General features: G+C 73.1%; 29 protein-coding genes. 6 read left to right on the top strand and 23 right to left on the bottom strand.

The annotated features are described in order from the left end of the window. Window positions 1–621 precede the first annotated feature (621 nt). The 3 genes from ACFVXH_RS40250 to ACFVXH_RS40240 all read right to left on the bottom strand — a co-directional run bounded on the left by ACFVXH_RS40250 (window position 622) and on the right by ACFVXH_RS40240 (window position 3154). Complete coding sequence (locus tag ACFVXH_RS40250; RefSeq protein WP_387831151.1) at window positions 622–972, bottom strand: type II toxin-antitoxin system PemK/MazF family toxin; 351 nt, start codon at window positions 970–972, stop codon at window positions 622–624. After that, on the bottom strand, window positions 969–1214 hold the full coding sequence (locus ACFVXH_RS40245; RefSeq protein ID WP_387831150.1) for a hypothetical protein: 246 nt from the start codon (window positions 1212–1214) through the stop codon (window positions 969–971). Before ACFVXH_RS40245 ends, ACFVXH_RS40250 begins: the two co-directional genes overlap by 4 nt. Window positions 1215–1468: 254 nt before the next feature. Further along, a complete protein-coding gene (locus ACFVXH_RS40240) occupies window positions 1469–3154 on the bottom strand; it encodes a hypothetical protein (protein ID WP_387831149.1) in 1686 nt (561 codons plus the stop codon). A 551-nt stretch (window positions 3155–3705) separates the two neighbouring features. Between ACFVXH_RS40240 and ACFVXH_RS40235 the strand changes: the two genes are divergently transcribed. Further along, window positions 3706–4203 carry a hypothetical protein gene (locus ACFVXH_RS40235; protein ID WP_387831148.1) on the top strand — a complete coding sequence of 166 codons (498 nt, stop codon included), beginning with the start codon at window positions 3706–3708 and terminating at the stop codon, window positions 4201–4203. 7 nt (window positions 4204–4210) lie between these two features. Here the strand turns inward: ACFVXH_RS40235 and ACFVXH_RS40230 are convergent, their stop codons facing one another. Further along, window positions 4211–5302 carry a hypothetical protein gene (locus tag ACFVXH_RS40230; protein ID WP_387831147.1) on the bottom strand — a complete coding sequence of 364 codons (1092 nt, stop codon included), beginning with the start codon at window positions 5300–5302 and terminating at the stop codon, window positions 4211–4213. Window positions 5303–5564: 262 nt separating this feature from the next. After that, window positions 5565–5798: a hypothetical protein gene (locus tag ACFVXH_RS40225; protein ID WP_387831146.1), complete on the bottom strand. Its 234-nt coding sequence runs from the start codon at window positions 5796–5798 to the stop codon at window positions 5565–5567. Between the two features lie 148 nt (window positions 5799–5946). Here ACFVXH_RS40225 and ACFVXH_RS40220 point away from each other — a divergent pair, with 148 nt between their 5' ends. From ACFVXH_RS40220 to ACFVXH_RS40210, 3 genes are all read left to right on the top strand, one after another. Continuing rightward, on the top strand, window positions 5947–6510 hold the full coding sequence (locus ACFVXH_RS40220) for a hypothetical protein (protein WP_387831145.1): 564 nt from the start codon (window positions 5947–5949) through the stop codon (window positions 6508–6510). A 103-nt stretch (window positions 6511–6613) separates the two neighbouring features. Further along, window positions 6614–6976 carry a hypothetical protein gene (locus ACFVXH_RS40215; protein WP_387831144.1) on the top strand — a complete coding sequence of 121 codons (363 nt, stop codon included), beginning with the start codon at window positions 6614–6616 and terminating at the stop codon, window positions 6974–6976. Window positions 6977–7529: 553 nt separating this feature from the next. Beyond that, window positions 7530–8159 carry a hypothetical protein gene (locus ACFVXH_RS40210; protein WP_387831143.1) on the top strand — a complete coding sequence of 210 codons (630 nt, stop codon included), beginning with the start codon at window positions 7530–7532 and terminating at the stop codon, window positions 8157–8159. A gap of 228 nt (window positions 8160–8387) precedes the next feature. Here the strand turns inward: ACFVXH_RS40210 and ACFVXH_RS40205 are convergent, their stop codons facing one another. The 3 genes from ACFVXH_RS40205 to ACFVXH_RS40195 all read right to left on the bottom strand — a co-directional run bounded on the left by ACFVXH_RS40205 (window position 8388) and on the right by ACFVXH_RS40195 (window position 10883). Then, the gene (locus tag ACFVXH_RS40205; RefSeq protein WP_387831142.1) at window positions 8388–8873 is read right to left on the bottom strand and encodes a hypothetical protein; all 486 of its coding nucleotides are present in this window, start codon (window positions 8871–8873) and stop codon (window positions 8388–8390) included. 125 nt (window positions 8874–8998) lie between these two features. Then, window positions 8999–9514 (bottom strand): hypothetical protein, encoded by a 516-nt coding sequence (locus ACFVXH_RS40200; RefSeq protein ID WP_387831141.1) that lies wholly within the window; start codon window positions 9512–9514, stop codon window positions 8999–9001. 748 nt (window positions 9515–10262) lie between these two features. After that, complete coding sequence (locus tag ACFVXH_RS40195) at window positions 10263–10883, bottom strand: hypothetical protein (protein ID WP_387831140.1); 621 nt, start codon at window positions 10881–10883, stop codon at window positions 10263–10265. 285 nt (window positions 10884–11168) lie between these two features. Here ACFVXH_RS40195 and ACFVXH_RS40190 point away from each other — a divergent pair, with 285 nt between their 5' ends. Together ACFVXH_RS40190 and ACFVXH_RS40185 are read left to right on the top strand one after the other, a co-directional pair. Beyond that, window positions 11169–11402 carry a hypothetical protein gene (locus tag ACFVXH_RS40190; RefSeq protein ID WP_387831139.1) on the top strand — a complete coding sequence of 78 codons (234 nt, stop codon included), beginning with the start codon at window positions 11169–11171 and terminating at the stop codon, window positions 11400–11402. A 47-nt stretch (window positions 11403–11449) separates the two neighbouring features. Next, a complete protein-coding gene (locus ACFVXH_RS40185; RefSeq protein ID WP_387831138.1) occupies window positions 11450–12283 on the top strand; it encodes a hypothetical protein in 834 nt (277 codons plus the stop codon). A 47-nt stretch (window positions 12284–12330) separates the two neighbouring features. Here the strand turns inward: ACFVXH_RS40185 and ACFVXH_RS40180 are convergent, their stop codons facing one another. From ACFVXH_RS40180 to ACFVXH_RS40110, 15 genes are all read right to left on the bottom strand, one after another. Beyond that, window positions 12331–12945 (bottom strand): hypothetical protein, encoded by a 615-nt coding sequence (locus ACFVXH_RS40180; RefSeq protein ID WP_387831137.1) that lies wholly within the window; start codon window positions 12943–12945, stop codon window positions 12331–12333. A 376-nt stretch (window positions 12946–13321) separates the two neighbouring features. Continuing rightward, on the bottom strand, window positions 13322–13702 hold the full coding sequence (locus ACFVXH_RS40175) for a hypothetical protein (protein WP_387831136.1): 381 nt from the start codon (window positions 13700–13702) through the stop codon (window positions 13322–13324). A gap of 173 nt (window positions 13703–13875) precedes the next feature. Continuing rightward, on the bottom strand, window positions 13876–14196 hold the full coding sequence (locus tag ACFVXH_RS40170; RefSeq protein ID WP_387831135.1) for a hypothetical protein: 321 nt from the start codon (window positions 14194–14196) through the stop codon (window positions 13876–13878). Window positions 14197–14202: 6 nt separating this feature from the next. Further along, on the bottom strand, window positions 14203–14505 hold the full coding sequence (locus ACFVXH_RS40165) for a hypothetical protein (RefSeq protein WP_387831134.1): 303 nt from the start codon (window positions 14503–14505) through the stop codon (window positions 14203–14205). Between the two features lie 151 nt (window positions 14506–14656). Next, window positions 14657–14788, bottom strand: coding sequence for a hypothetical protein (locus tag ACFVXH_RS40160; protein WP_387831133.1), 132 nt, complete (start codon window positions 14786–14788; stop codon window positions 14657–14659). Between the two features lie 704 nt (window positions 14789–15492). Further along, a complete protein-coding gene (locus ACFVXH_RS40155) occupies window positions 15493–15747 on the bottom strand; it encodes a hypothetical protein (RefSeq protein ID WP_049653490.1) in 255 nt (84 codons plus the stop codon). A 75-nt stretch (window positions 15748–15822) separates the two neighbouring features. Then, complete coding sequence (tpg, locus tag ACFVXH_RS40150; protein ID WP_387831132.1) at window positions 15823–16404, bottom strand: telomere-protecting terminal protein Tpg; 582 nt, start codon at window positions 16402–16404, stop codon at window positions 15823–15825. Window positions 16405–16470: 66 nt separating this feature from the next. Beyond that, window positions 16471–16824 carry a hypothetical protein gene (locus ACFVXH_RS40145; RefSeq protein WP_387831131.1) on the bottom strand — a complete coding sequence of 118 codons (354 nt, stop codon included), beginning with the start codon at window positions 16822–16824 and terminating at the stop codon, window positions 16471–16473. Window positions 16825–16936: 112 nt separating this feature from the next. Beyond that, window positions 16937–19564 carry a telomere-associated protein Tap gene (gene tap, locus ACFVXH_RS40140; RefSeq protein ID WP_387831130.1) on the bottom strand — a complete coding sequence of 876 codons (2628 nt, stop codon included), beginning with the start codon at window positions 19562–19564 and terminating at the stop codon, window positions 16937–16939. Between the two features lie 425 nt (window positions 19565–19989). Next, entirely contained in the window at window positions 19990–20130 is a 141-nt protein-coding gene (locus tag ACFVXH_RS40135) for a hypothetical protein (RefSeq protein ID WP_234348631.1), read from the bottom strand. Between the two features lie 99 nt (window positions 20131–20229). Next, on the bottom strand, window positions 20230–20619 hold the full coding sequence (locus ACFVXH_RS40130) for a hypothetical protein (RefSeq protein WP_387831129.1): 390 nt from the start codon (window positions 20617–20619) through the stop codon (window positions 20230–20232). A gap of 163 nt (window positions 20620–20782) precedes the next feature. Then, complete coding sequence (locus tag ACFVXH_RS40125; RefSeq protein WP_387831128.1) at window positions 20783–21337, bottom strand: hypothetical protein; 555 nt, start codon at window positions 21335–21337, stop codon at window positions 20783–20785. A 382-nt stretch (window positions 21338–21719) separates the two neighbouring features. Continuing rightward, entirely contained in the window at window positions 21720–22673 is a 954-nt protein-coding gene (locus ACFVXH_RS40120; RefSeq protein WP_387831127.1) for a hypothetical protein, read from the bottom strand. 140 nt (window positions 22674–22813) lie between these two features. Next, window positions 22814–24460, bottom strand: a complete 1647-nt coding sequence (dnaB, locus tag ACFVXH_RS40115) for a replicative DNA helicase (protein ID WP_387831126.1) — start codon at window positions 24458–24460, stop codon at window positions 22814–22816. Window positions 24461–24543: 83 nt separating this feature from the next. Further along, window positions 24544–25713, bottom strand: coding sequence for a hypothetical protein (locus ACFVXH_RS40110; RefSeq protein ID WP_387831125.1), 1170 nt, complete (start codon window positions 25711–25713; stop codon window positions 24544–24546). Window positions 25714–26177: the final 464 nt, after the last annotated feature.

The following is a 26177-nucleotide window of genomic DNA, read 5'->3' as shown; positions in this document are numbered from 1 at the left end:
GCTGGGTCCCTACGGGCCTTCGGCCCTCCGTTCGCGGCCGTCCTTCGGACGGCCGGCGGACCCGCTCCGCGTGTCCGTGACCTGACCTTCGGTCAGGTCGGCCCGGCTCCGCCCGGGCCTCGGCATCACTCCGCTTCGCTCCATGATGCCGGTGAGCTGAGGCGGGACACATCGTTGAGCTAGGCTTTTGACTGAGCTCACAATGGGCTGACTGGGGGAGAGGTGGCGTGCCGGGGGCGTGTGCGGGTCGTCTTCACTCCTTCCAGATTGGTCTAGGCCGTGGCCTGGGCTGGGTTTCGACGTGGGCGGACAGTGGGGCCGGGAGGGTTGCCGGGTGACCATCCATCAGGAGTGTATCAGTTCTACTCTGTCAGGGAATCCTGCCGTGCGGCGGGTGTGGACTGGCCGATTTTAGCGCTTTCCGGCCTTTTGTCAGGCAGCCAGAATTCCTGTCGCTATTGCAGCAGCCGGGTTCTTTGCGTGGACTTCTTTTCGCGCTTCGAGTGATTCCCGGGGGTGTTTCAGAATTCGACTGTCGGGGGTTCCTGTCGTTTGGCGGGTGTGGGTTTCCGGGCTGAGGGGTGGCCCCGGGCGGCACCGTTGGCGGCCCGGGGCGGGGTGTCACAGGTCGATCATCAGCCGCAGGTAGGTGCGGATCTCGTCGGCTTCCTTGTCGGTGACGGTGCCCAGGGGTCGGCTGCCGATGAGGCGCTGCTCGGAGATGGTGCGCAGGTCGTCGGTGCGGGCCCAGCTGGGCCGGTTGAGGCCGGAGCGGGAGGAGGTGACGGGGACGTGGTGAGGCAGGCCGCGGTCCTGGGTGGTGAGGGGGACCACGATGGCCATGGCGGTGGGGAAGGAGGCGAACAGGGGGCTGGAGACGACCACGCAGGGGCGCCGGCCTGCCTGCTCTGAGCCGATGACCGGGGAGAGGTCGGCCATCCAGACCTGCCAGGGGGCGGACTTGCGGCTCACGCCTCACCGCCCCGGCCGTCGCCAGCCACGGCGTCCCACTCTGTCAGCTCGTCCTCGTAGTCGGCCCACGCCTTCGGGTCGGCTTCCAGGCGGGCGTAGGCGGCCAGGATCTGGTTCTTGCGGTGCTCGGTCAGCAGGTGCTCCAGGGCGGCGTTCAGCGTGACTCCGCCGAGGTCGTCGGCCGCCAGGCGCGCGAGCTCGTCGCGCACCCCGGCCTGCACCTTTATGGTCGTCATCGTCATACCGTCGAGGATACCCAGAGGTATACCGTCTGGCATCCCGAAAGAGGCGCCTCCGGGGGCCCGGGCAGGCTGCCAGGAGGCCAGCCGTCCCGGGTATGCGCCCCTCGTTCTCCAGAGAATGGGTCTTCCTGGGCGCTTCTGCTTCCCTGCTGGAGACGGGTAATTCCGCCACAGAAAGTGCTTCGGTCGCTATATATGGAATCGACATAGCGGCCAAAGAATGAACATTATTTCAGCACACCGTTCTTGTCGCTCTACGGAATCGACCGTCCATACGGAATCTGAGTCATGCTGTAGGGGGTTTCTCCGTTGCTTCTAGTCTGCTTCGGCCAGCGTTTTGCGTGGAGAAGGCGTACCTGCCACCAGGGGTCGTCCTCGGGCGGGCTGTTCTTCTCGGCGCGGCGGAGGGCGCGGGCGGTGGGCAGCTCCAGGATGATCGGCCGCCCCTTGGCGGTGCGGCGCCGGCGGTCGCAGGACGGGCACTCCAGGCGGTCCGGGTCGGCGTTCGCGTCCAGCTCGTCCTCGGAGTCGTGGGCGCCTCCCAGCCGGCCCTTGCAGGTGTGGCACGGGTGCAGGGCGTCGTTGTGGGCGCGGGCGGCGAGCAGCCGGGCTCGGTACCTGGCGTCGGCGGCGTCCTGCTCGGCCTTCTTGGCCCGCCGTTCCTCGGCTTTCTCCTGGTCCTCGCGTTCCTGGCGGCGCCGGTCGATGAGGTCCCAGTCGGGTTCGTCGTCGAGGGCGTCGGTGAGGGAGTGCCGACCGGGCCGGCCGAAGCGCCACCAGGCGGGCCCTTGCCAGCCGTGTTCGCGCAGGCGCTCGACGGTGGTGCCGAGCACGGGGATCTTGCCGTCGAAGGTGGCGTAGGTGACGCCTTCGTCCTCGTGCGCCTGGCCCTGCCAGTGCTCGCTGGTGGCGTTGCGCAGGTCTTCGAGGCGCTGTTCCAGGGCCTCGGGGCTGTAGCGGGGGCGGCTGCCCCTGGTGCCCTGGTCGAGGACGAACAGGACCGGCGGGCGCACGGCGCGGTGATGCCGGTAGCCGTAGGCGGGCTCGGGGGCGTTGTAGCGGACCTCGACCTCCAGGCGCTCCTGGCCGCCGTCCTGGACGGTGCGGTCGAAGTACCGCTTGTAGTTGTCGAGCTTGCCGGCGACCTTGCGGATGTCGGTCATGGTGCCCCGGTCGAGTTCCAGGAAGGCCACCGGGATGCCGAGCTCGGGCAGGCGGACGACGGCGTCGGGGATGACGTTGACCTTGCCGGTGATGGTGTGGGGCATCTCGGTGGCCCAGGCCTCGATACCGCCGGGCAGCGGGCCGGTGGGCAGGGCGCGGCGTGGGGGTGCCTGGCGGTTGTCGGTGCGGGGCGGGGCGCCGTGGGTGGTGGTGCCGGTGACGGCGGTGATGATGAGCTCGTTGACGAGCATGGCGTGCGGGGCTCCGGTGAGGCCGGCGCCGCGGGCGTGGCCGCCCATGTCGCGGTCGTCGCCGAGGGCTTCGGCGGCGGCGGCCAGGCCGAGCGGGGTGAGGCCGACGATCTTCTCCGCGCCGGGCCCGCCCGGTTTCGGCTTCGCGGTCCCCTCGCCTCCTCCGGCTCCCTCAGCTTCTCCGGTGAGCGGGGCGGTCTTGGGGGCGGGGCGGCGGCCCGGCGGCGAGGTGGTGCCGCGGACGTCGACCAGTTTGTGCTTCTCCAGGTCCCGGACCGCTTCGGCCACGTGCTCCACGCGGTGGTGGTCGCGGTACTCGTCGGCGGCGATCAGGGCGTGCAGCTGCTTGTAGGTGGCGATCTTCAGCACGCCCAGCGCCGCGAGGACGTCGGCGCGCAGCGGGGCCGTGCTGCCGTTGGGGTTGCGGGCGGAGCGGCGGAAGTGCGCCCGGCCCGGCCGGGCCGGCTGTTCGTCGCCGTGCCGCTCGCCCTGGCCGCCGTGGTCGTCGTCCTGGTCGTGGTCCATGCCCTGCCCCCTGGTGTTCGTGGTGGTGATCTTCTCTGCTGTACCGCACACCACCGACACCGGGCCCGCCCCGCCCGCCGCCGCCCGCCTCACCGCGCGCCGACCATCGGGAGGCGCCCGGCCTCCCCGGCCGGGAAGGGGGGAGGGCCCCAGCGGCGATGGAGCGGGTAGGGCAGCGCTGGACCTGGCGGTGAACCCGAGCCCGCCCTACCCAACTGCACCTCCAACCACCAACAGCTCAAAGAAGGGAAGGGAGAGGGTTGTCGGCATCCCTGGGCGGCTCGAATGTTGGGGCTGAGCTGGGGAAATGTCGAAAGGTCGGCGGATGCTTCCCCCCGGGGCATCGCCCTGGGACGGCCCCGGGGATACACCCGGGGAACTCCAGCGGCCTCTTTCGCCTCGCCGGGCCTGTACGCGCGCCGTGACGGCGGCTCAGGCTCTGATCAGAACCGTACCCCGGGCAGGCCGCGCGCGCCGGGTCGGCCGGCCTCGCACCGCCCGGGTCTGCGGTGCGGGGTGACGAACGGGGGCCCGGCCGCGTTGGAGCGAGGGTGAGCAGCACGAGCAGCACTTCCTCTCCCCGCCCTCGGCGCGGCGCCGGGTTGGGGCCGGGCGTCGCCGGCCGGGCCTTCGCCGTCGTGGGCCGGGCGCCGCGGTCCCCGCTTCCCTGGTCGCAGGAGTCGGTCGACGACGGGCTGCAGAGCGTGCTGGCCGGCCATCAGCGGCTGGTGGCCGCGCGGTGGGAGGCCGTGTTCGAGGACCTGGACGAGGACGTCCTCGGCGAGGTCGCCCAGGAGGCCCGCCAGGACGGGCGGGACCCGGCCGGGGCCGTCGACGTCTTCGTGCGGGGCCTGGTCCGGCAGCTGGAGGACTGGAAACAGGCCGACACCGCGCTGGCGAAGGCACTGGACGAGGCGGCGCTCGGGCGACCGATGCCGGTGTGGGCGGCCGACGCCCTGGCCGCCGAGCAGGGCCGGCTGTGGGGCGCGCGGCAGGCCCTGCTGGAAGCCGTTGCCCGGCACCACCACGGCGGCCCCGCGCCCTGGTGAGGCCGGGTCAGCGGGCGGAGGCCGCCCTGGTCTGGTGGGCGCGCAGGATGGCGTCGAGCGCCAGGTCCGCGGTGGGGAGGGTCCTGGGCCGGGACGAGGTGTCGACGAGGAGCCGGGCGCCGTCCGGTTGGTAGAGGCAGGCGATCCAGCCGGCCTGTCCCCACGGCCCGTCGGGCAGGGGCGCGGTCCAGCCGATCGGCGTGCTGTCGAGGCGCAGCTGGAGGACGCCTTGGGCGTCGGGGGTGAGCCAGGAGCCGAGTTCCCAGCCGGGGCCGAAGGTGGGCTCCAGGTCGTCGAGGAGGTCGGGGAAGTCGAAGCGGCGCTCGGGGTTGGTGCAGGCCTCCCGCCGGGCCTGCTCGGCCGTGGCGGCCGCCGACCTCTGGGCCGGAACCGGGCCGGCGTCCGGCTCAGGAGCGGAGGCGGGGGCGGGCGGCTGCTCGACCGGGACGGGGGCGGGGATGGTCGGGGTTTCGCCTCGCGGGGCGTTTGTCTCCTCCGGGACGGCGGCGTCGTCCGGGACGGCGGCGTCGTCCGGGTCCTTGTCGTGGTCCCAGCGGTCGGTCCGCTCGCACGAGCGGGCCATGAGGCGCTCGTGCTCGTTCAGGTGCGGCCAGCGGGCCTTGTCCCGGATGTCCTGCGCGGCCATGTAGGCGCGGGTGCCGTAGACGGGCAGGACCTTGGCCAGCTCCGCGAACGCGGCGGCCGGATCGCCAGCGGCGGTCTCCTCCAGGAAGCGCGTCAGCCGGCGGCGCAGCGCGTCGGCGGTGTCGAGGAGGTGTCGGCCGTCCTCTCCCCAGCGGGCCAGGACGTCGTCGGCCCCGACGGCGGCCGCCGGGGCAGCGAGTGCAGCAGGTGCTGCATTGGGTGGTGCAGCGGCCGGGGCGGGTGCGGCGGCGTCTGCTGCTGCTTGTGCTGCTTCGTCGCGGGCCTTGGCCTTGGCGCGGTCGACCTTGCTGCGGCAGGACCGCGAGCAGTAGGTGCGCGGCCGCCCGGTGGGGCCCTTGAGCGCCGGGTTAGAGCAGCCGGGCCGCGCACATACCCGGGCCTGGTCTGCCCCTTCGGCCGGCTGGTCGGTGGCGGTCGGCGGGGCGCTGTCCATAGCCGGGATCGTAGCCGCCGGGGCCGGCGGCCCGTCCAGGTTTCGCCCCACGCCCGGCGGCGGGGCGAAACCCCGGAGCCAGCTCGGCGGGGCAAGGGGTCTGTTGCGCTTCGGCACGAAGCTGCAGCAGGTGCAGCATGGCCTGGCGCTACTACCCGCGTAGTGGTGGCGAGGAGTTCGACGAGGCGGAACTCATCGGCCGGGCGGGGCGAAACTCGCTGGCCCGGCCGCTGACGTGAGCGCAGGCCGCCCGCCTTTCAGGTCACCGGATGAGACTCCGCAGGACAGGAATGCTGCCGCCCGCGCTCATCAACCCGGCGATGGGAGCCGCGGCTATGGGAGCGCCGGTGAGTGCTGTCAGCCCTCCGATGATGAGGCCGATGACGAGCGCGGCGAGCAGGACCACCGTTGTGTGCAGCGACAGAAAGGGCGGTTCGGGCGGGCCTGGCTCGTCCGGGGCCGGCGAAGTGACGGGCGGTCGATGCTGAGTACTCATGCCCCAAATATTTCTGGATGCTCTGACCTGACGCCCCCTCAGTAAACCCGTTGCCCCTGAAAACCTCGACGGGGCGAGAGCACCACCTTGGCGGGGCGAAACTCACCGGCCGGGCGTGACCTTGATGGCGCTGGTGAGTTCACCGGTCATGACGAACCTGACTCCCCTGCCCGGCGGCCAGCACCACCGCGACGAACACGTTGGCGGTGGTGGCGCGGTGTCGGTCTTCGCCGCCGAGCGGGCCGCCTTCGAGGCCGCCCGCGCCGCCCGGGCGCAGCAGGACGCGGCGGAGGCGGCCGAGGCCGAGCGGGTCGAGGCGCAGTACCGGGCGCAGGTCGCGGCCGCGGTGGGGATCGCGGCGGCCGCGGCCGGGCGGGCGGCGGCGTGGGTGGAGGGGCTTGCCGCCCGTACTGGCAGTCGGCGCCTGGCCGAGTACGCGGCCGCGGTGCTCGCTTGCGGCCGGGACCTGGACCCCGAGGACGATGAGGACGGCGGTGTGGACGAGGACCTCGTCTTCGTGCTCAGCGGGCTGGTGCTGGTCCACGAGAACAGCCTGACCACCGACGAGGGCCTCGCCCTGGCGGCGGTGGGCGCGATCGCCTTGGCGATGCCCCGCACCATCACCGTCGACAGCGACCCGATCGGGCAACTGCCCGAACTCGCCCACCACCTCGACCGGGCCGTCGCCGCCGGACGGCGCGCCGCGGCATAGCGCGCCCGGACCGCTGACGGCCCGCTCCCTCGGTTGGGGGCGGGCCGTTGCCGTGACCTGCGGTGGGGCATTCGGCGGGGCAAAACTCCCCGGCCGTACGCCGGTGGCCGCCGAGCCCGCCGCCGAGAACGAGGACCAGGAGCAGCGGGAGCAGCAGGCGGTGAACGAGGTGCTCGCCAAAGCGTCGGAGGCGGGGCGCCGCGTCGGATGTCTCCGGGTCGACGGCGAGCAGCACGCGGCCGCCGTAGGCGGCGACGATCTCGGCGACCGCGACCAGGTCCACGACGGCGGGGACCTAGTCGACTTGGTCGAGTCGGTCGACCGGCACGCGGCGCAGCAGCTGCTCGGCGAGTTCGGCGTCCGGGCGCTCGGCGTCGCCGGGGTAGCCGTAGCCGGCCCGCAGCGCGGCTCGCAGTTGTGGCTGCGCTGGCCGGCGGCCCGGTGGCCTCGCCCTGGTCAACGATGACGTCCAGGCGGCCTTCCCCTCGTGGCCGGTCAGGACCGGTGGCCGGGTCGGCGGAGACCCTGTCGAACGCTCGGCGTACCCGTCGCAGACGGTTTGAGCCGCTTGGGAAGCCGGATACGGGTGCGCCCGGGTGTCGCGGGCGCACCCGAACCGGTCACCTCTGGATGAGTAGGACGATGGCGCCGATGAGGGCGGTGCCCGCCGCGGTGGCGGCTCCACGGACAAGCCCGAGGACGGCCGTTCGACGGATGGCGCGCAGCATCCGCGCACGTCGCCGCCGGGTGCCGCAGCTGTCGGCTTCCTTCGTGATGGTTTTCCCCGTAGTCTCGGAGTAGGTGCTGATGGTTGCTCCCTTGTGAGGCACTGTCGGACATGACGATGACGGCTCCCTGTTGGCGCAGGGGGCCGTCGCCTTTTTCGGCGACGACCCATGCCGTCGGTTCAACGTTAGCGGACGGGTACCCGGAAATTTTTTGTCATGGGACATCAGCTCCGTGGAGCGCGCTGACCTGTGACGATGGGCCAGACAGTCGCCGGTATCTAGCCTGTCGGCATGCCCGCGCGCCGGAAGCCCCTCCAGACCGACGACCCGAGGATGGTCGCCTTCGTCCGTCTGCTCCGCGAGGTGGTGGCGAGTACCGGGCTCCCGGTCGCGGAGCTCGCTGAGCGCGTGCGGCTCCCGCGTTCGACCATCTACCGGGCCCTCGGTGGGACCCTGCCCAAAACAGAATTCCTCGCCTGCCTGCTGGACCGGGTAGGCCCCCTCAGCTCCTGGAGCCCCGGTGCACTCCGTTCTGCCCAGATACAGCTGGAGCAGCTGAGGGGCGCGATCGCGGAACGGCGGCGCGCCGTCCCCCGAGCTCGGGCGCCTCGTGTGCGGGTGCCGCCGGTCCCGGAGCAGGTTGACTTCGCCCTCCGCTTCGCCGCCTACCTCGACACCCTGGAGCGGCGAGGTGTGGACCTGGGCTCCGTCGGATCCGAGGCCTGGCTGAGGCGGTACGCCAGCGGAGCAAGCCTTCCCGGCCCTGAGATCCTGGAAAGCCTGAGCTGGATGCTGTCCCGCGTCTACCGCATCGACGACCGGGAGGTACTCGCTGAACTTGTCCGACTCGCCGAAGGGGCTTGCCGGGCACGCACCGAAGCCCGCCGCTGGGATCGAGTCCTGCGGGGCGGGTCCCCTTGAGCGGAAGGCTCACCACTTGCCCGCCGCCGCGGGCACGGCTCGGCTGGGGCCGGGGAGCCAGCCGGGGCGGCTTCCGAGCGGCGTCGCCAGTGGGTGCCGCCCCGGAACGCGGCGCCGCTCCGCTCGGCCGCCCGGCGGCGCCGAAGATCCCCTCGACCGAGCTGCGCCAGCGCCCCTACGGCGGGACGGCAGCCACCGGGGTGCCAGCCGCCCGGACCGCGAGCTCGGTCACGCACGCCCCGTCCGGCGGGCGTGCTCCAGGACGGCGGTGCGCTGGGCGGGCGCGTGCCGCCACTCGGCGGTGGCCGAGCCGACCTCGTCGAAGGCGCCGGCCAGCAGCAGCACCAGCACCGCGGCCAGGGTGTCCGGGTCGGCGAGGGCCAGCACCGGCAGCGGCTCGGCGTCCTCGTCGTCCCCCAGCGGGTCGCTCTGCTCGTCGAGCGGCAGATAGCCCCAGCCGCGCTCGGTCCAGGACAGCTGGAGTCCGTACTGCCAGTGCTCCAGGTCGGGGGTGAGCGGCACGGTGCCGTCGGGCCGGGGCACGGGCTGGTAGGGGCGGAAGTAGTAGTCAGCCCGCAGCCCGCGGGTGTCCTCCGCGATGTACCACTCGACAGGTTCGGCGTTGGCGGCGACCAGGGCCTGGTGGACGGCATGGGCGTACTGGACGTGCGGCAGCGGCTCGGCGCCGGCGGTCGGCGGGGAGAAGTAGTTCATCGGCAGTCCTACCTCAGCAGGGTCATGGGATCGGTAGTCGGGGTGGTCGGCCCGGTGGAGGCGGGCGGATAGGCCGCACGAGGCCGTCGATGGGCCCGGAGTCGGCTCCCTCGGGGCGGGCCGCCCTAGGCCCGCCTCGCGGTGCGGCGGGGCGCAGGGACGGCGGTGGTGGAGGCGAAGTGCATCTCCTTCCCGCTCTCCAGGACGTCAGCGATGATGCGTTCCATTACGGCGGCGCGTCGCTCGGCCGGCAGCTGCTCGGACATCCGCTCCGCGGTCAGGAAGTACCCGTTCAGCACGGGCTGGTTGAAGAACTGGTTCAGCTGCTGCAAGGCGCGCTCGTAGGTCTGCATGTAGGTACGGCTGAGGTAGGCCGCGAAGGCAGTACCAATCGCGGCCGCCGAGCCCACGAAGATCCGGTCGGCAGAGCCCTGGAAGTTCCAGCCGGCCAGCACCGCGGCCACCAGGATCGCCAGGCCCACGGCCATGGCCACCTGGCTGCTGCGGTAGGCCTTCGTGGCCTGCTCGGTGGCGATCCCGTGGTACCGGTCCAGCAGAACACGGTTGAAGTTGACCAGGCTGGCCAGCTCCATCTTCTCGCGCAGCCGTTCAGCAGCCGTCTCCAGGGCCTCGCGCTCCATGGCAGCTTGTTCCCTGGCAGCACGCCGCTCCCAGGAGAGAGCCAGGACGAGCGTAGAAACCGCAAGGGCGGTCAGCCCACCGGCCACTGGCAGGCCCCACCACGGCACCCTCTTGTCCCCGTCCGATGTGCCAACACCTAACACGCCAGCAGCCACAACGCCGAAAACAAGTACGAACACGGGGTAGCCCGGGCGGTCACCGGGCCCCAGCCGACGGCCGACGGGCCTGGGCATCCGTCCGTGCCTGTCCGCCCTCTTCCTGGGGTCGTCCCCCGCTGCTGCTCTCGCCTCCGAACCCCCAGACCCGCCGTGGCCAGCACGCAGCGCGGCGCGCAGTTCCTGCACCGTTTCCATCGACGGCGGGCCCGGACGGTCCCTCTCGTGTCCGTGTTCAGCGGGCTGGGCGCCCATCCTCAACCGTCCCCTCTCCGTGTCGACCCCTTGGTACTGGGCCGAGCCCTTGTGGCGTCGACGGTAGCGACCCCGGATCCGGCCGTGGGCCGTTCAGGTGGTACTGCCTCCGGCGACCGGGGAGTGACACCGAAACCCTGGGTCGGTCCGGAGGCATGGCTGGTCGCGGACAACCTGCCCGGGCGGTCAGCCAGCGGTCGAGGCGACCTGGGCGCAGAAGGAGGTGCTGGTGTGCCGGTACCGGAGTTGACTGTCGTCCGTCTCACCGGGCGGGGGCATGGCGGACACCCAGTGGCCGGTGGTCGGCAGGCCGCGCCGCCGCCCCCCACCCGCCGGTTCAGCGCCCGGCGCCCTGAAGAACGCCGGCCTCGGCGACGGCCGGGCCGGTGCGGTCGGGCCGCGGGCAGACGCGTGCCTCCAACTGCTCCAGCTGCTGCGCGCTGTCCCGGCACTCGGCGGCGTCGTCGCCAAGGCCTCGCGCGTCCAGCTCGCGGCCGATCGCGAGGACGCCGCCGCGCAGGCGCAGCAGCGCGCCGCTGGTGCGGGCCGGCTCGCGGGCCGGGGCGGGGTTCTTCTTGGTGGCGGGGAAGGTCTTGGTGTCGAGGTGGTCGACCGCGTCCTGCACGCTCTCCCAGGCATCCAGGAGGAGGGTCTGCTGGGTGCTGAGCTGGGGGAGCAGGGTGACGGGAGTGCCGTCGGCGGTGTGGCTGACCGCGCCGTCGATGCCAAGGGCCATGCTTCCGTGGACGGCGGCCAGGGTCTGGACGGCGGTCAGCAGCGTGTCGGCGGCCTCGCGCAGGGCGGTGCGCGCCTTCCGGGCCCGGCGTCCCTCGGGCGTGTCCTCCTTCTCGGCCGCCAGCAGGGACAGCGCCTCGTCGCCGAGCTGGTCGTGGCACGCCAGCAGCGCGGTCACGGCTTCGGCGAGATGGCTCCCGTGGGTGGTCTGCTGGTCGGTCACCGGACTCCTTCGCTCTTCGATGTCTCAGGTCCGGGCGCGATTCGCTGTGGCCTGGGAAAATGGCCTGGGACTGTCCCAGCAAACCGGACATAGCAGGCGCGGTGGGACAGTACTGGGACAGGGGTGTCCCAAGCCTGTCCCAGCCCCCCGGGCGGCCGGGGCCGGCCCGCTGCTGGCGACGCTATCGGCCCGCGCCGCGGCCTGGGGGCCGTTCCGGTCGACATCACCCCGCCGACGCGGGCACGGCGCCGCCGGTCGCACGGGCGTGCGACCTACGATGGCCGCATGTCCGACTCCTCCGGTTTTCCCGAAGACCTGCTCGCCCTCCAGCGCCGCTGGTACGCCGCCGAGACCGCCTGGAGCGCCGACCCGACCGAGGAGAACCGCTTCGCGCTCACCGAGATCGGCGCCGAACTGCACGCCCACCCGCACTGGGCCAAGACCGGCAACCGGCACGAGGCCCTCATGAAGCTGAAGAAGGCCGCCCGGCCGGACACCGCGCAGGAGCCGGCGGTCTGACCGTCCGCGGCCGGGTTCCGGCGCCCGGCCCGGGGAAGGGGTCGGGTATGGGCGCGCGCGACCAGCACCAGGAGGTCGGCCCGGTCTCGCAGGCCGAGGCCCGGCGGCTGACCGGGGAGCTGCGGGATGCGATCGAGGAGGTCCGCTCCGCCGTCCTGGTCCTGGCCGCGCGGGTGCGCGCCGCGCACCGGGCGCGGGTGTGGACCGCACTTGGGTACAGCGGCTGGGCCGCGTACGCGGGCGCCGAGTTCGGGGTGAGCCGCTCGACCGCCTACCGGCTGCTCGACCTGGCGGCCGCGGCCGAGGCGATCGAGGACGTCGTCGCCCGCCAGACGGGCCCCGAGCTGTCCCACGCGTGGGACACCGGCCTGGTGCTGCCGGTGCGGGCGGTCGTCGACCTCAAAGGCCGGCTGGCGGAGCTCACCGACCTGATCGCCGAGCGCCTGGTCGAAGCCCAGGCCGAGGTCGGCAGCGCGCCGCTGGAGCCCGGCCGGGTCGGCGAGGTCGTCGCCGGGGCCGTCGCCGAACTGCGCGAGCGGTCCGATGTGCCGATCGCCGAGCTCGCCGTCGCCGGCGGGCCGGACGGGTACGACACCGAGGCATGGCGGCGCCACGTCACCACCGGCCGGACCCTGGCCGCCGAGCAGCAGCGCAGCGACCGGGCACTGGGGGAGATCGCCCTGCGCCTCGCGCCCGCGCACCTCTCCGACCGCAGCGCCCTGACCGTCTTCGCGGTCTACGCCGACGATGTCGGGGAGGACCCGGAGCTGTTCCTGGCCTGCCGCCGGTACGTCATCACCGGCGACTGGCGCGCCGTCGAGGACGACTACCGCGCCCGCCAGGCCCGCAACTTCCTCGCCCGGCACAGCGGGCAACGGTGAGCACCGCGGGGCGTCGGGCACAGCCGCCGGTCCCGGCCGCGGGGCGGTCAGGGTGCCGGGACGGTTCGGACGTCGTAGGCCCAGCCGCGCGGTATCGGCCTTCCCTCGTCGGCGAGCAGCGCTTCGTAGATGTCGCATTCGAGGCGCTCGGCGGCGTCGGCCGCGGTGATCAGGTCGATCGGGTAGGGGCCGACGACCAGGACGGGGCGCTGCCGGCCGTGGTCGCCGCTGTCCCGGCGGAAGTCGATGCTGAAGTGCTGGGCCTGCTCCTCATCGGGCACCCGCAGCCGGGGGCGGACGGGCTGCTGGAGCCGGCCCGTGCCTTGGGTGTACTCGTCGAAGTGCTCGATGACGTCCCGGGCCTCCTTGCCGCCGGGAACGGCGGCGGTGAACGCGGCCAGGCCCTCGTCGAGGATCGCCCGGCCCTCGGCGGTGGTCAGGTGCTTGCGGCTCATCTGGGCGCCGCGCAGGACCATCCGCAGCGCCATCACCAGCTGGCGGGCGTCGATGATGCCGCTCTCGCCGTCGTCCTCGTGCAGGATCCTGCGCAGCTGCAGCCGCACGGTGCGCCCCCAGCACCACGCCTCGGTGTGCCCGATGGTGGCGCCGTGCTCGGTGCGCAGCCACGGCCGCTGCTCGGCGCCGGCGGTGTCGGTCGTCATCTTCCCCCCTGGTCCGCGGATCGGTGAGCGGCAGCGTAGAGGCCCGGCCCGCTGCCCGGCGACCGGATTCCGCTGCGAACGCCCGCCCGGGCGGGCGCGGGGCGCAGCGCGGCCGGGTCCCGGGGAGACAGGGGATGGTCCGCGGGGCCCGGCCGGTGGGAGGCCAGCAGCGCCGGGGTGGCGTGGCGCGGCTGCTCTGCTCGGCGGCCCGATGGTGCTGTGGTGGGGCCGCCGTGGCGGGAATGCTAGACCCGCCGGTCGGCGGGTGGCCAGGGCTTTGACCTGGGTTTTTTCGGCTGCGGACATGCCATCTCGGTCCAGGTGTCCCGGCGCGGCGGGACTTGGGCGAGGCAGCTGCGGTCGGGTGGGCCGCCGCTCAGGCGGTCGCCGCTTCGGCCTCGCCGAGGCGCTTGTGCAGCGCGGTCAGGAACTTCGGGTACCGGCCGGCGGCCCTGGCCTCGCCGAAGGCCGGATGCTCACCCGCCTTCGTCCAGGCGGTGCCGGCGTCCTCCCGCAGCTGCCGCAGCCGCTCGGTGAGCTCCGGCGGCCAGAACGAAGCGGCGGGCCCGTCCTGCAAACCACCCGCCGGCGGATCTGCCGGCCAGCACAGCCGCTCCAGCCACTGCTCCGGAGCAGGGAATCTTGTACGGGCCTCCGCCGCGATCTCGGCGGTGAACTCCTCGACCGCGCGCTGCGCGGCCCGGGCCGCCAGCTGCAGAGCGATCAGGTCGTCGGGAACAAGGATGTCATCAGGCACAGGAAAGGAGCCTACGGGGCAGGAAGCCCCACCGGACAAGACCGCAGGGTCAGCCCGGCTACTGGACCTGGCGGCCGCCACCGAGCGTGTCGACGGCGGCCGACGGCGATCATGCGGTCCGCCGCCGGCTCGCACCCGACCTCGGCCGGCGCATCGGTCCGGTCGGGCAGCACCTACTGGTGCGGGCCGATCACCAGCACCGTGATGACCGAGACCGGCTCGCCCTGGTCGGTCTTCTCGTCCGGCCCGTACATCCAGTAGATCCGCCAGGCGGACGCGTTGTGGTTCTCCACGTAGGAGTCCCAGACCTTCTCCGCGGTGTGCCCGGGGAAGGCCTCGTACTGGTGGGAGTGCAGGCCGGGGTAGCGCGGGTCAGCCTGGAGCAGGGCGAGGGCCTTGCGGACCTTCCTCAGCTTGACCGGGTCGGCCTTGGCGCCCGCCGCCAGGCGCCGCAGCGTCTCGGCGGCGTCTTCGGTGAACCGCAGAACGTGCACCGTGCTCTATTCCTCACCGTCTTCGTGGTCGAGGTACTTCGAGAAGTCGCCGAGATCGACGGTCTCGCCGCGCTGCGCCTGCTCGATGCCGGCGCGGATGCGTTCGGCGAGCAGCGGGTCGGTCCACACCTGCATCTCGCGCTCCGGGATGGAGACGACGGGGGTCAGCAGCAGGACTCCGTCCGGGTTGGACTCGACCCGGTAGCGGCGGCCCGGCTTGGCGCCGGCCCGGCCGAGGGACACCCGGCCGCGGCTGTCGACTTCGGTCTCGGCGACTGTCTCGAACTCCTCACTCTGCATGATCGTCATAAAGCCCTGGCTCCCTGGTGGGCCCCCTGGGCGTAGAGCTAAAGGGGGTCGGTTCGTTGTCGGTAGAACCCACAGTACCCACTCCGGGCAAGTGGGTAAATCCCACTTACCCCAACTCGACCATAGCGGACCCAGCGGCAGACTCGGCCGGTCAGCGGTGCGGGCCGATCAGCAGCACCGTGAGCACCGCGCCGTTGTCCTGGCCGCCGGCCCCACGGTGGCCGGCGCCAGCGTCCTCGCCCCAGGTCCAGTAGATCCGCCAGGCGTCAGCGCCGGTCTCCACGTAGGAGTCGAAGACCCGCCGTCCGACGTGGCCGGGCAGGGCGTGGTAGCGGTGGGTGCGCAGGCCGGGGTGGCGCGGGTCGGCGGCGAGTTGGTCGAGCGCGCGCCGGACCCGGCGCAGCTTCGCCGCACCGGTGCGGCGGCGTTCCAGGCAGTGCAGGGTGCGGGCGGCGGCGGGGGCGTAGTGCAGTGTCGGCAGTGTGGTCTCCTTCGTCGGGGCATGCGGAAGGGCCCACCCCTCCGCGGGGACGGGCCCTTACCTCGGCAAGCCAGTTACTGGGCGGAGCGGCCTGGCCGTTTGCCCTGGAAGTCGATTCCTTCTTCTTCAGGTCCGGACCGGCTGGCCTTCGCGCCGCGCTCGGCGTCCGGCTGGCCTGCGAGATCGGCCAGTACGGTGCACAGCCCGCTGGCTGGCGCCGGGCCCGTGCCGGGTGCCGCGCGCGGTGCCCGCTCGTCCTGGACCACGGCGATGCCGCGTGGCGGGTGGTGACGGCACCGGGCCAGGACGGCCGGGACGCCGTTCTGGTCGCGGTGTACACGGACCAGGAACGACTGCTCGCCGTCACCGGGGGTGTGCTGCTCGTTTCAGGAATTTCCTCCATTCGAATTCCGGAAATTCGGGCGGCCGATACATAAAAGCTCCGGCCGCCCCTTTCGGGGCGGCCGGAGCCGGTATTTCGGCGACACGGGGTCGCCGCGGGGTGGTCAGCGGGGTGCCGGGCGGGCGCCGCGGCCCCGGTTCCAAGGCTGGCCGGTGCAGCCGGTCGCGGCGCAGAGCCGGGCGGTGCCGACCTCGTCGGCGAAGAGCAGCCCGTCCTCGGCCAGGCGGTTCGCCCGGCCGCAGCCGGCCCACGGCGCGCTGCTGCGGCCGATCAGGACGGCCAGGTGCAGCACGGCGGTGCGGCCGCCGATGGCGGGCGCGTACACGCGCTGACCGTCGACCAGGTACGGCGAAGTCAACGCAGCCTCCAGGAAGTCGGGGAGGCACCGGTCGGTCGGCCTTCGCCGGTGCCGGTGCCGGTGCCGGAAGCAGGACTACAGCCCCTCCAGGTCCATCCAGGCGATGTCGTTGAGCTCGACGTCGAGGCCGCGGCCGCGGCGGCCGCCGTCCTTGAAGTATTCGTCGCGCAGGGCCTCGGCGAGGATCGCTTCCTGCTGGGCCTGGGTCGCTCCGGCGTCGCGGGCCTCGTAGAGGCGCTGGGCGACGGAGCCGGGCATCTTCTGCGTGATCATGCGCTCGCGCGGGTCGTCGGTCGAGCCGCCGGCCGCCGAGTAGCCGAAGGTCGCCTGGATGTGGAGCATGAACCCCTTCGTCTCGGCGTCGCGGCGCACCCGCTGCCTGACCCGCGGCTGCCAGGCCGCCCGGACCGCTTTCTCGATCTTCGCGGCGTTGGCCTTCGTCATGGGGATGTCGCCGGTCAGCTCGCCCTCGGCGAGGGCGGTCAGGGCGTGGGCCCAGCGCTGGGCGGTGCGCACGGAGACGCCGGCGGCCTGGGCAAGCAGTTTGGTGTCGTTCTTGGCGACCTTCTCCCACAGGAACCGCACGCGGGTGTTCAGGTGCACCGGGATGGGGCGGGTGCGCTCGGCGCGCTCCAGGCCCTCGTCGATCTCCCCCATCGGGCTGTCCTTCCTCGGGGTGGTGGTGGTGGTGGTGGGGCCGCCCGGTGCCGGGCGGCCCAGGGTTCAGCGGGTCCAGCCGATGAGGGTGAGGCGGTGGCCGCGGTCTTCGAGGTCGCGGCGGGAGACGGCTTCCTCGTGGGCGGTCACCAGCGGCAGTGCCAGGTCGCCGCCGGCGCTGGTCGGGACGTCGTTCCACACGCCGCCCTGGTCGTCCAGCCACAGGGCGGTGTGGTCCTCGCTCGGCGCGGCGGCCGGCGCCACGATGCCCGCTGACAGGGCGGCGCGCAGCCAGGTGTCGGCCTGTCCGGTCAGCTCGGCCCGGACCTCCGGCTTCAGGCGGCTCCAGGCGGCCGAGTTCGTCCGGGTGTGGTTCCAGTAGGCGGCGGCGAGCTGTTCGGCGCGCGGGTCGTGCTCCATCGGGTCCTCCCCATTTGTCCGGCCGCCGGTCCTGGCGGCCCGCTGCTGACGGGTCGTGCGGTGCGCGGGGCCCGGCCGGGGCCGCGTGGCGCGGGCCCGGCCGGGGTGCCGGCTACTCGTCGGCGGAGACGATCCCGCCGGTCTTGATGTGCCGGGCCGGGTTCGTGTCGTCGGCGAGCAGCTCGGTGATCTCCGGCATCGGCCGGGAGCCCTCGAACTTCACCAGGCCGGGCGACACGCCGAGGCGCAGCGAGGTGGTGAGGGTGCCGTCCTGCTTGGTGAGGATGTCGAGGGCGCCGGGGCCGGGGGAGGCGAAGACGGCGCAGTCGGACAGGACGGCGAAGCAGTGCAGGCCGGTGTCGCCGGCCATCTTGCGGAGCTTGCGGTGGAGGTTGACGGTGGCGGTGTCGACGATCAGAGCGCGCATCAGGGGGTCCCAGGTCGGGCGCTCCAGGGCGGCCCAGCGCTCGCCGGGTTTGTAGCCGTGGCCGCGGGGGCGTTCGCGCATCTTGCCGATGGTGCCCTTCGCGGTTTGCTTGATCGCGTGCAGGACCGCGAGCTCCGCCGGGTCGCCGGTCGCCTTGAGGTTCGCCATGGCGTCCAGGAACGCCACCGGATCGGTGTCCGCCATGTTCAGCGGGACGCCGAGGGCGGCCATCGTGTCCAGGTAGGCCTTGCGCAGGTGCTTGTGCCACGGGTCCAGGTACGGGCCGTGCTCGTAGCGCAGGTACGCCTCGGTCGGCCGCACGGTGGCGCCGAGTTCCACCGCGTACGCCACCTTGGCGGTGGAGTACCAGGCCGGCCCCGTCGGCCGAGACCCGTCCGCGGTGAAGGGCGAGGGGAGCAGCGGGTCGGTGGCCACGCCGGACAGGTCGACCAGCCAGGACCCGGGGATCTTCGGGTCGAAGGCGGGGCCCCGCTCGTGCACCGGGCCGGACAGCGGCAGGGTGAGGCGGCCGGCGGCGGCGAGGAACGCCATGTTGACGTCCAGGCCGACCGCGAACGGTGCCGCCTGCTCCTGCTCGGTGAGCTCGCGGTACCAGTCCCACGCCTCGGTGACCAGCGCCCCGCCCGGCTCGCGGCCCTGGGCGAGCGGATGCATGTCCGGAACCTCCGAAGGCGCCGGATCGAACGCCGTCTTGGGCCGGGAGCCCTCCACCGGCCCGGACGTCCAGCCGGCGTCGGTGCGCACCGCGCGGGTGGGCGGACGCTGGGCGCCGACGAGGTCGAGGCCCGTCACGGCGGTGGAACCACGGGGGGTGATAACACGCTTCGCGTAGGTGCCGAGCAGGCGGGCCAGGCCGGGGTCGGCGAGGCCGTCGGGCATCTGCCAGCCCCCGGAGGCGAGCGCGCCCCAGCCGGGGATGCACAGCTGCACGCACTGGCGCTTGCCGTCCTCGGGGGTGCGGTAGACCCGGGCCCACGGCCCGAGGCCGCGCTGGGTGAGCAGCCAGCCGGCCTTCTCGATCTGCTTGACGGCCTTGTGAGTCTTCGGGAGCCGGCCCAGGCGGGGGACGAACTCCTTCTTCTCGTCCCGGCCCATCGGCGGCAGGCCGATCTCCGCGAGCGCGGCGTCGGTGAGCACGACCAGGGCGTCGCCGTCCTTGCCGTGCCGGTGCAGGCGCGGCGAGCCGAACCGCTGCTCCAGCGCCCACTCGACGACGTCGACCAGCCTGCGCCCCACCGGCGCGGTCGACGCCTGGGTGCCGTCGGCGAGGTAGGCGACCAGGCCCTTGCCGGACGGAGCGATGTCCACCACCGCGAGAGGCCCGGCCGGGAACCTGGCGGCCGCCGCGGCCTCCCAGTCGGACGGCCCGGCTTCGGCGGCCGGCTTCCTCGCCGCCGCCTTCCGCCCCCGCGACACCGCGCCGGAGGCCGGGCGCGACGGCGTACCACCCCGCGCCGCCGACGACGGCGTCGCCGCGGGGACTGCAGGGACGGCCTGGCGGGGCGCAGCGACCGAAGCGACCGGGGCGGCCAGCTCCGGCGCAACGGCTGCGGCGGCCTGGTCGACGGGGGCGGGCTCCTGCGGGGCGGCCGGGACCTGGACGACGGGCTGCTCCGCGACGGGGACGGCGGCCGCCGGCTGCCCGACGGGGGCGGGGGCGGGGGCGCACCAGCCGCCCATGTGCACCGGGCGGCCCTGCGAGCGGTACGGCGTCGGCCGGCCGCACCGCACACACGGCGCGGGCTCGGCGGCGACCAGGTCCCCGGCCGTCGTCCGGTCGAGCTCCACCACGGCCTGATCCGGCTGCCCGCCGCCGAACGCGGCCGGCGCCACCGGCGTCGACTGCCCGGCCACCGCGGCGGCGGTGAACACCCCGGGCTCCGGCGGCGGGGCCACTGCAGCGGCGGCGGACTCCGGGGCAGCCGGCTGCCGCGCCGTCTCGGCGGGTACGGCGGCCGCGGCCGGGGCGGTCGGCGGCTGGTCGAGGGGCCGCACGAGGCCGGCGGCCTGCGCGCGGCGCAGCCACTCGGTGGGCTCGACCGTGCCGTGCTGCAGCGCCAGCGTCGCGAGGAAGGCGATGTACACCTCGCGCTTGGGCGGGCGGGGCTCGCTCGTCCCGGCCTCCCAGCGCACGATCGTCTCCCGCCGGGTCTTCAGCGCCGCGGCCAGCTCCTCCTGGGTGTAGTCGCCGGCCTTGCGCAGCCGCTCCCGCTCGGCCGGGACCGGCAGGTCTTCCACCGGCTTCGGCCGGGCCAGCAGCGCGTCGATCGACGCGAACAGGTCCTCACTCATCGACACCTCACCTCCACCACACACCCTAGCGTGAAAGTAACTTCTGGATCGCACATTTCAAACGAACGTCACTGATTCGGGGCATGCCGAGGGCACGCTGCTGACGGCAGGGGGTCTGGTCACCAGCCGGACGGGGGTCTACCCACCACGCGGACGGGGGTCTACCCACCAGCCGGACACCCTTAAGAGAAGTAGTAGAGAAGTCGCGGCGAGCCCCTCCCGGACGCCGAAGGCCACCTGCAGGTGGTCTTCGCGCGCGAGGCAGACGGCGCCGCGGCCGACTCGTTCAGGCGGCAGGGGTGGCCGCACCACGCGGACACCATTAAGAGCAGTTGGCAGAGAAGTGACGCGAGCCCTCCCGGACGCCGAAGGCCACCTACAGGTGGCCTTCATGCGCGGCGCGTACCCGGCCGGGCGCGCGCCCGCTACACCGTGATCACCGTCTGGGTGCCACCGACGACGGCGCGGCGCTTGTCCGGCAGCAGCTTCAACGCGTGGGTCGGGCCGACCACGAGGTCGACCACGGCGATGCCGTAGTGCACCGAGAGCCGGTCGAGGTCGGCCACGGCCCAGCCGTGCCGGCCGGACAGCTTCCGGCTGACCTGCGCCTGGCTGAGCCCGAGCCCGTAACGGGCCTTCCGACGGCGGCACCGCCCGTGGGCCCGTCAGCTTCCGGACGGGAGCGGGCGCGGCTCGGTCGGCTTGTCGGCGGCGAGGTAGGCGCCGGCGAGCTCGGCCAGGTCCCGCGCGAGCTCGTCCGCCGCGGCCCGGTCCGCGTCCTGGCCGGCGCTCGTGCCAGCCAGGGCGATCGCGGTGTCGAGGTCGGCGGCGTAGCGCACCACGGAGTCGTAGATGCGGGCGGTGGTCATCAGGTCCAGCGGCACCTCGCCCCGCACGCGCCACATCCGCACGGTCTCGGCGACGTGGCGCAGCAGGGCGGTGACGTGGGTAGCGGGCAGCATGAGTTCGCCGTCGTGCCGGTACAGCACCAGCGGGAACCGGCCGCCGTGGGTTCCGTCCGGTGCGTTGCCGTTGTGGTCGGTGGTGCTGGTCAAGGCCGGTCTTCCTCTCGGTGGGTAGGGGAGCGGGTGCGGCCGGGTCAGCAGCCGGTGCTGACCACTGCGGCGACCGCGGCCTGCTCGGTGAGGGTGTAGGCGCGCCGGTCGCCGGTGCGGGTGGTCGGGACGGCGGCGAGGTCGCGGCCCGGAGGCCGCTTGGCTACGGCCGGATACCGGCTGCTGCCGCGAGCTGGTGGACGTTCATCACCGGCTGGAGCGGGCCGGGCTTCCAGCCGATCGCGTCCTGGATGAAGCCGTACCCGGCATCCTGGCCGCCGGTCTGCCAGCGCCGGTCGACGACGGGAAGGCGCAGCCAGTTGGCGCGCTCTCCGGTGACGCTGTGGACCGGGTGGGTGTAGTGGGTCAGGAAGTCTTCCGGGTCGGGCAGGGACTTCTGGAAGGGGCCGCGCTCGTGGTGCGGGGCGTACTCGGCGATGCCGATTGAGGTCGGTGTGCTGATGGTCCAGGTGATGTGGACGTCGCCAGTCTGGTACCGGGCCGGGTCGTCGGCGTGGAGGTCGTCGGCCACGTGGTCCGCCCACTGGCGCCACAGCGTCAGCGCGTCGATGTCCGTCGGCGCGTTGTCGCGAAACTGCCGCTCACCGTGGGCTTCCCACCGCAGGACGAGTTCGAAGGTATTCGGGTAGTTGTTCCTCACCGCGTTGAACAGCCAGGTGGTACCGGCCGGGTACGGGTGGGGTTGTGCCTTCTGCACGGGCGCTCCGTTTGGGTGGTCCGGGATCATTTCGTGTGCTGCACTTCGAGCAGGATCGCGCGGTATCCGCCGTTCCGTCCGGCGAACCGCCAGATCGCCCTCGCCGAGGTGGGCGAGGGGCCAGCGGGCGCGGGCGGCGTCCAGTCGGCCAGCGACGACGTGGTCCAGGACCTCCAGGACGGCCGGCACCTCGATCAGGACGCCCCCACCCCGGCAGGTGCCCGCGCTCGGGACGCCAGTCCTCATGGACGTCCCCGCGGCGCAGCCGGATGTTGCCGATCGGCTGGCCGTCGATGTCCAGGTCTGCGTGCACTGCGGCTCCTTGCCGGAGGGCGTCGTGGGGCGGGACGGCTACGGTGCCGAGCTGGCCGGGGCGGCCGGGTCAGAGGCCGGTGGTGACCGCTGCGGCGGCCGCGGCCTGCTTGGTGAGGGTGTAGGCGCGGCGGTCGCCGTTGCGGGCGGCCGGGACGGCGTCGAGGTGGATCAGCAGCACGCCGGCCGGGATGGTCCGAGGTGCGGGTCCGGCCCAGCGCAGCCAGATCGCGATGTGGCCGCTGGCGGCGGCGCGGGCGAGTTTGTCGACGGTGGCGCGGCGGTTGCCGCGCTCGATCTCGATGACCAGATCGGGCAGGGCCGGGTGGCGGCACAGGAGGTCGTGCTCGCCGTCCTCGGGGCGTTCGGCCGGTGCTTCCCGCTCGGGCTGCCAGCCGTTGCGGGTGGCCCACTGGCCGACGACGCGGGACAGGTACTCCCGGACCCGGTCGGCCGGCAGGCTGCGGAAGTGGACGTGCTCGCGCAGGTCGACCGCCAGTGACTCGGCGATGCCCTCCCCCGGGACCTGGCCGTCCACCGGTTGGAGGCGGGCGTCGGGCTGGGGCGCCGGCTGTACGGCCCGGGGCCCGGGCGCCGGCAGCCAGCCCTTGGAGCGCAGCCGGGTGACCGCCTGGTGGTGTGCCAGTCGCAGCCGGTGCTGCTGGGCGTCGGTGCTCACCGCTTCGGTGTCCCTGGTGACGAACGCGACCGGGCCGCGGAGCCGGATCTTGCGCAGGTCCGGGTCGAGCGCGGTGGCGTCCCGCGGGTCGGTCGGCGCGGTGAGTTCCCAGTACATGCTGTCCGCGGTGGTGTTCACGCGCCGGGCGTCCCGGTCGTAGGGCACGAAGTGGTAGACCGCGATCGGGTAGCCGGCGCCGGGGAGGTACTCGAAGCCGGCCTCCCCGATCCCGGCGCCTTCCTCCAGGCGTCGGCGGATCTCCCGGAGCGGGGCGACGCCGCACGTCAGTTCCCCGTCCGGGGTGACGAGGAGGTAGTGCCGGGCGGGGTGCGCGGACTCGTGCACGGTGTGTCCGATCGGTCGGGGGGGCCGCGGTGTGGCGGTAGGCCGCCGCCTGCAAGGCGATCAACGACCCGGTCGCGGGATTCGACGCGGGTGGGGCCGTTGATCGCCCTGACGGGCCTTCAGTGCCCTTCTCGGCCCTGCTACAGGCCGAGGTCCGAGGCCAGGTTGGCAGCGGGGCCCTGTCCGGTGCTGCCCGGGCCCGGCGGGAGGTGGGCGCCGATCGGGGTGAAGTCGGGCTCGTACGCGTCGCCGTCATCGTCGGGGAAGCGCCGGCCGACTTCGTCGTCGCGGGTCATGTCGATGAAGCGGCTGTAGTGGCCCTGGAAGGCGACGGTGACGGTGGCGGTGGGGCCGTTGCGGTGTTTGGCGACGATCAGGTCGGCCTCGCCCGCGCGGGGGGATTCCTTGTCGTAGGCGTCCTCGCGGTGCAGCAGGATGACCATGTCGGCGTCCTGCTCGATGGAGCCGGACTCGCGCAGGTCGGAGATCATCGGCCGCTTGTCGGTGCGCTGCTCGGGGCCGCGGTTCAGCTGGGACAGGGCGATCACGGGCACGCCGAGCTGCTTGGCGAGCAGTTTGAGGTTGCGGGACATGTCGGAGACCTCCTGCTGGCGGTTCTCGGCGCGGCGGCCGGAGCCCTGCAGGAGCTGGAGGTAGTCGACGACGATCAGGTCCAGGCCCCGGCGCTGCTTGATCTTGCGGCAGCGGGCGGCGATGGACAGCGCGGACTGCACCGGGTTGTCGTCGATCAGCAACGGCGCCTCGGGCATCCGGGCCACCGCCCGACTGGCGCGCAGCCAGTCGTCGTCGGTCATGTCGCCGGAGCGCAGGTGGTGCAGGGCGACGCGACCCTCGGCGGAGACGGCGCGCAGCTGGATCTCCTGGCGCCCCATCTCCAGGGAGAAGAACGCGGTGGTCAGGCCGTGGGTGATGCTGGCGGAGCGGGCGATGTCCAGGGCCAGCGTGGACTTCCCGATGGCCGGGCGGGCGGCGATGACGATCATCTGGCCGCCCTGGAGGCCCTGGGTGAGCTGGTCGAGGTCGGCGAAGCCGGTCGGCACGCCGGTGATCCGGCCGCGGTTGTGCTTGCGGTCCTCCACGTCGCCCAGGGTGATGTCCATGCCGTCGATCAGCGGGGCGCAGTTGTCCTCGCCGCGCTGGTCGGCGAGCGCCATCACCTCGGCCTGGGCGGCGTTGACCAGCTCGTCGACGTCGCCCTCGGCGGCGTAGCCCATGCCGGCGATCCGGGTGCCGGCCTCGACCATGCGGCGCAGCACGGCGCGCTCGTGGACGATCTGGGCGTAGTACTCGGCGTTCGCGGCGGTCGGGACGGAGTTGACCAGGGTGTGCAGGTAGGCGGCCCCGCCCACCCGGACGAGTTCGCCGCGCTTGGTCAGCTCGCCCGCGACGGTGATCGGGTCGGCCGGCTCGCCGCGCCCGTACAGGTCGAGGATCGCCGCGTGGATCATCTCGTGCGCGGGCCGGTAGTAGTCGACCGGCTTGAGCACCTCGACCACGTCGCCGATGGCGTCCTTCGACAGCATCATGCCGCCCAGGACGGACTTCTCCGCGTCCAGGTCCTGCGGGGGCACCCGCTCGAACCCGTCGCCGGCCTCGGCCTCGGCCTTGCCGCGCCGGGACCGACCGGAGCGGGGAGCCGGCTCGGAGTCGGCGTCGTCGGGTTCCCGGCAGTCGGGCTCCTCATCGCTCCAGGCGTAGTCGTCCGGCCCGGCCTGGATCGTGGCCGGGGCGTCGGAGCCGGTGCTGTTCTGACTGGGTACGCTCATAGTGATCTCTCCAACGGGATCGGACGGCCGCCGGGCCTGGCGAGGTACACCGGCGGCCGTCGTGCTGTTCAGAGGGAGGATGGTCAGCCGGCCAGGAACCCGGCCCGCTTGGCGGACTGCCGGCGGGCCTCCTCGGCCTGCCGCTGCGCCGCGTCGCGTCGACGGTCGGCAGGGGTCCGGGGCTGGCGGGCCTGGGCGAGGAACTCGGCCATGAACCGGCGGCTGGACTCGTCGTCGATGCCCATCTGCTCGTCCAGGGCCCGACGCTGCCGGTCCACGACGGCATCCGCTGCGCAGTGTCGGCAGCCGGCCGCTTCCAGGTTCGGATGCGACGGGCACGGATCGGCCACCGTCCGGGGGGCAGGACGCTTGGTGAACGGCTTCTTCGACTTCGCGCAGTGCTTCTCGAGGTCCTCGCCCCACTGCGGCAGCTCACCGGCCCGCTCGACCAGCCACCACAGCGGCCGCACCCGCAGCAGCTCGGTCGCCTGGCCCAGCAGCCGGGCCCGCACACCCGGCAGCGCCGGCCCGCCCAACGCCGCCTCGTACGCCGCCAACACCTCCTGCGCCTCCGGGCCCGGCTGCCCTCCGGTCTCCCGCTGCGCCGGGACGTCCACGGACGCCGGGGTAAGGGTGGCCGCACAGGTGTGGTCACCTCCCGCGCCAGCGGTTGATTCCTGCGGCGCAGCCTGACTCTCTCTCTCGTCCGGTGCCTGAGTGGCAGCAGCGGTACGGGTGCCCGCGCGGGTGGAGAGAGAAGAGGGAGAAGAAGAGGGAAGGAGAAGGGGGTCGGATTCCGACCCTGCACCCCCGGCGGATTCCGACCCCCCCGGGTCGGATTCCGACCCCCCCGGGTCGGAATCCGCCGGGGGGTCTGCGAGGGTGTGCCCCACCCCCAGGTCGGATTCCGACCCGGGGTCTGAACTGGGCGTTTCGTGCGGATCGGCGAAGGTCAGCTCCTCCACGAGGGACGGCCCGTAGTCCGTGCGGGCGCGCTTCATGCTGGCGAGCAGCGGGAGGTTCACCCGGTACAGGTCGGCGATCTGGGCGCCGTTCTTCGGGCTGTACCGCTGCTTCGCCGCCAGCAGCCCGCGCTTGATCAGCTTCTGCTTGTTGGACTTGGCGGCCGTCTCCTTCATGTGCGCCTCGTCCGCCAGTTGGCGCATGGAGGCGATCACGTAGCCGCGGTCGTCGGTGTGGTTGCAGCACGCGAGCAGGAACGCGCCCTCCCCCGTCGACAGGCCGTCGGCCATGAAGACCATGTTCATATGCTGGATCACCGCGTACCGCCCCGCGCTGCGTTGTCGGCCTGCGGGGCCCGGCGGGCGGCGCAGCCGGCGGGCACCCGGGTCGGCCCGGCCTGGGCGGCCGGACGGTGGGAGGGACGGATCTGGGCATGGGTGTGGTTCTGCATGCCCATAGAGGTGAGGAGGCCGGGCGCGGTGTGACCCAAGAAGAGGTGACGTGCGTCACCGATGGGCGGCGCGGCCGGAAGGGCACGGCGACGCCGGGGAGCGGGGCGGTGCAACGAGTGCTCTCTTTCCCGCTGTTGCCAGTCCGACGGCACCAGGTGATCGCCCGGCCGGGCGAGGAGACAGGTGTCTCTCGCCGGGAGCCGGGTACGACTGGTACCGTCGGACCGACAACAGCTAATTGGTTAGGTCAACGAGAGCGGCCCAGTTTCTTGGCGGAATCGGGGGCCGCTTTCGCATGTCCA

The organism is Kitasatospora sp. NPDC058184, assembly GCF_042883725.1.
GTDB lineage: Bacteria > Actinomycetota > Actinomycetes > Streptomycetales > Streptomycetaceae > Kitasatospora.
The sequence above is the reverse complement of the archived record's forward strand: the minus strand, read 5'-3'. Positions and strand labels throughout refer to the sequence as shown.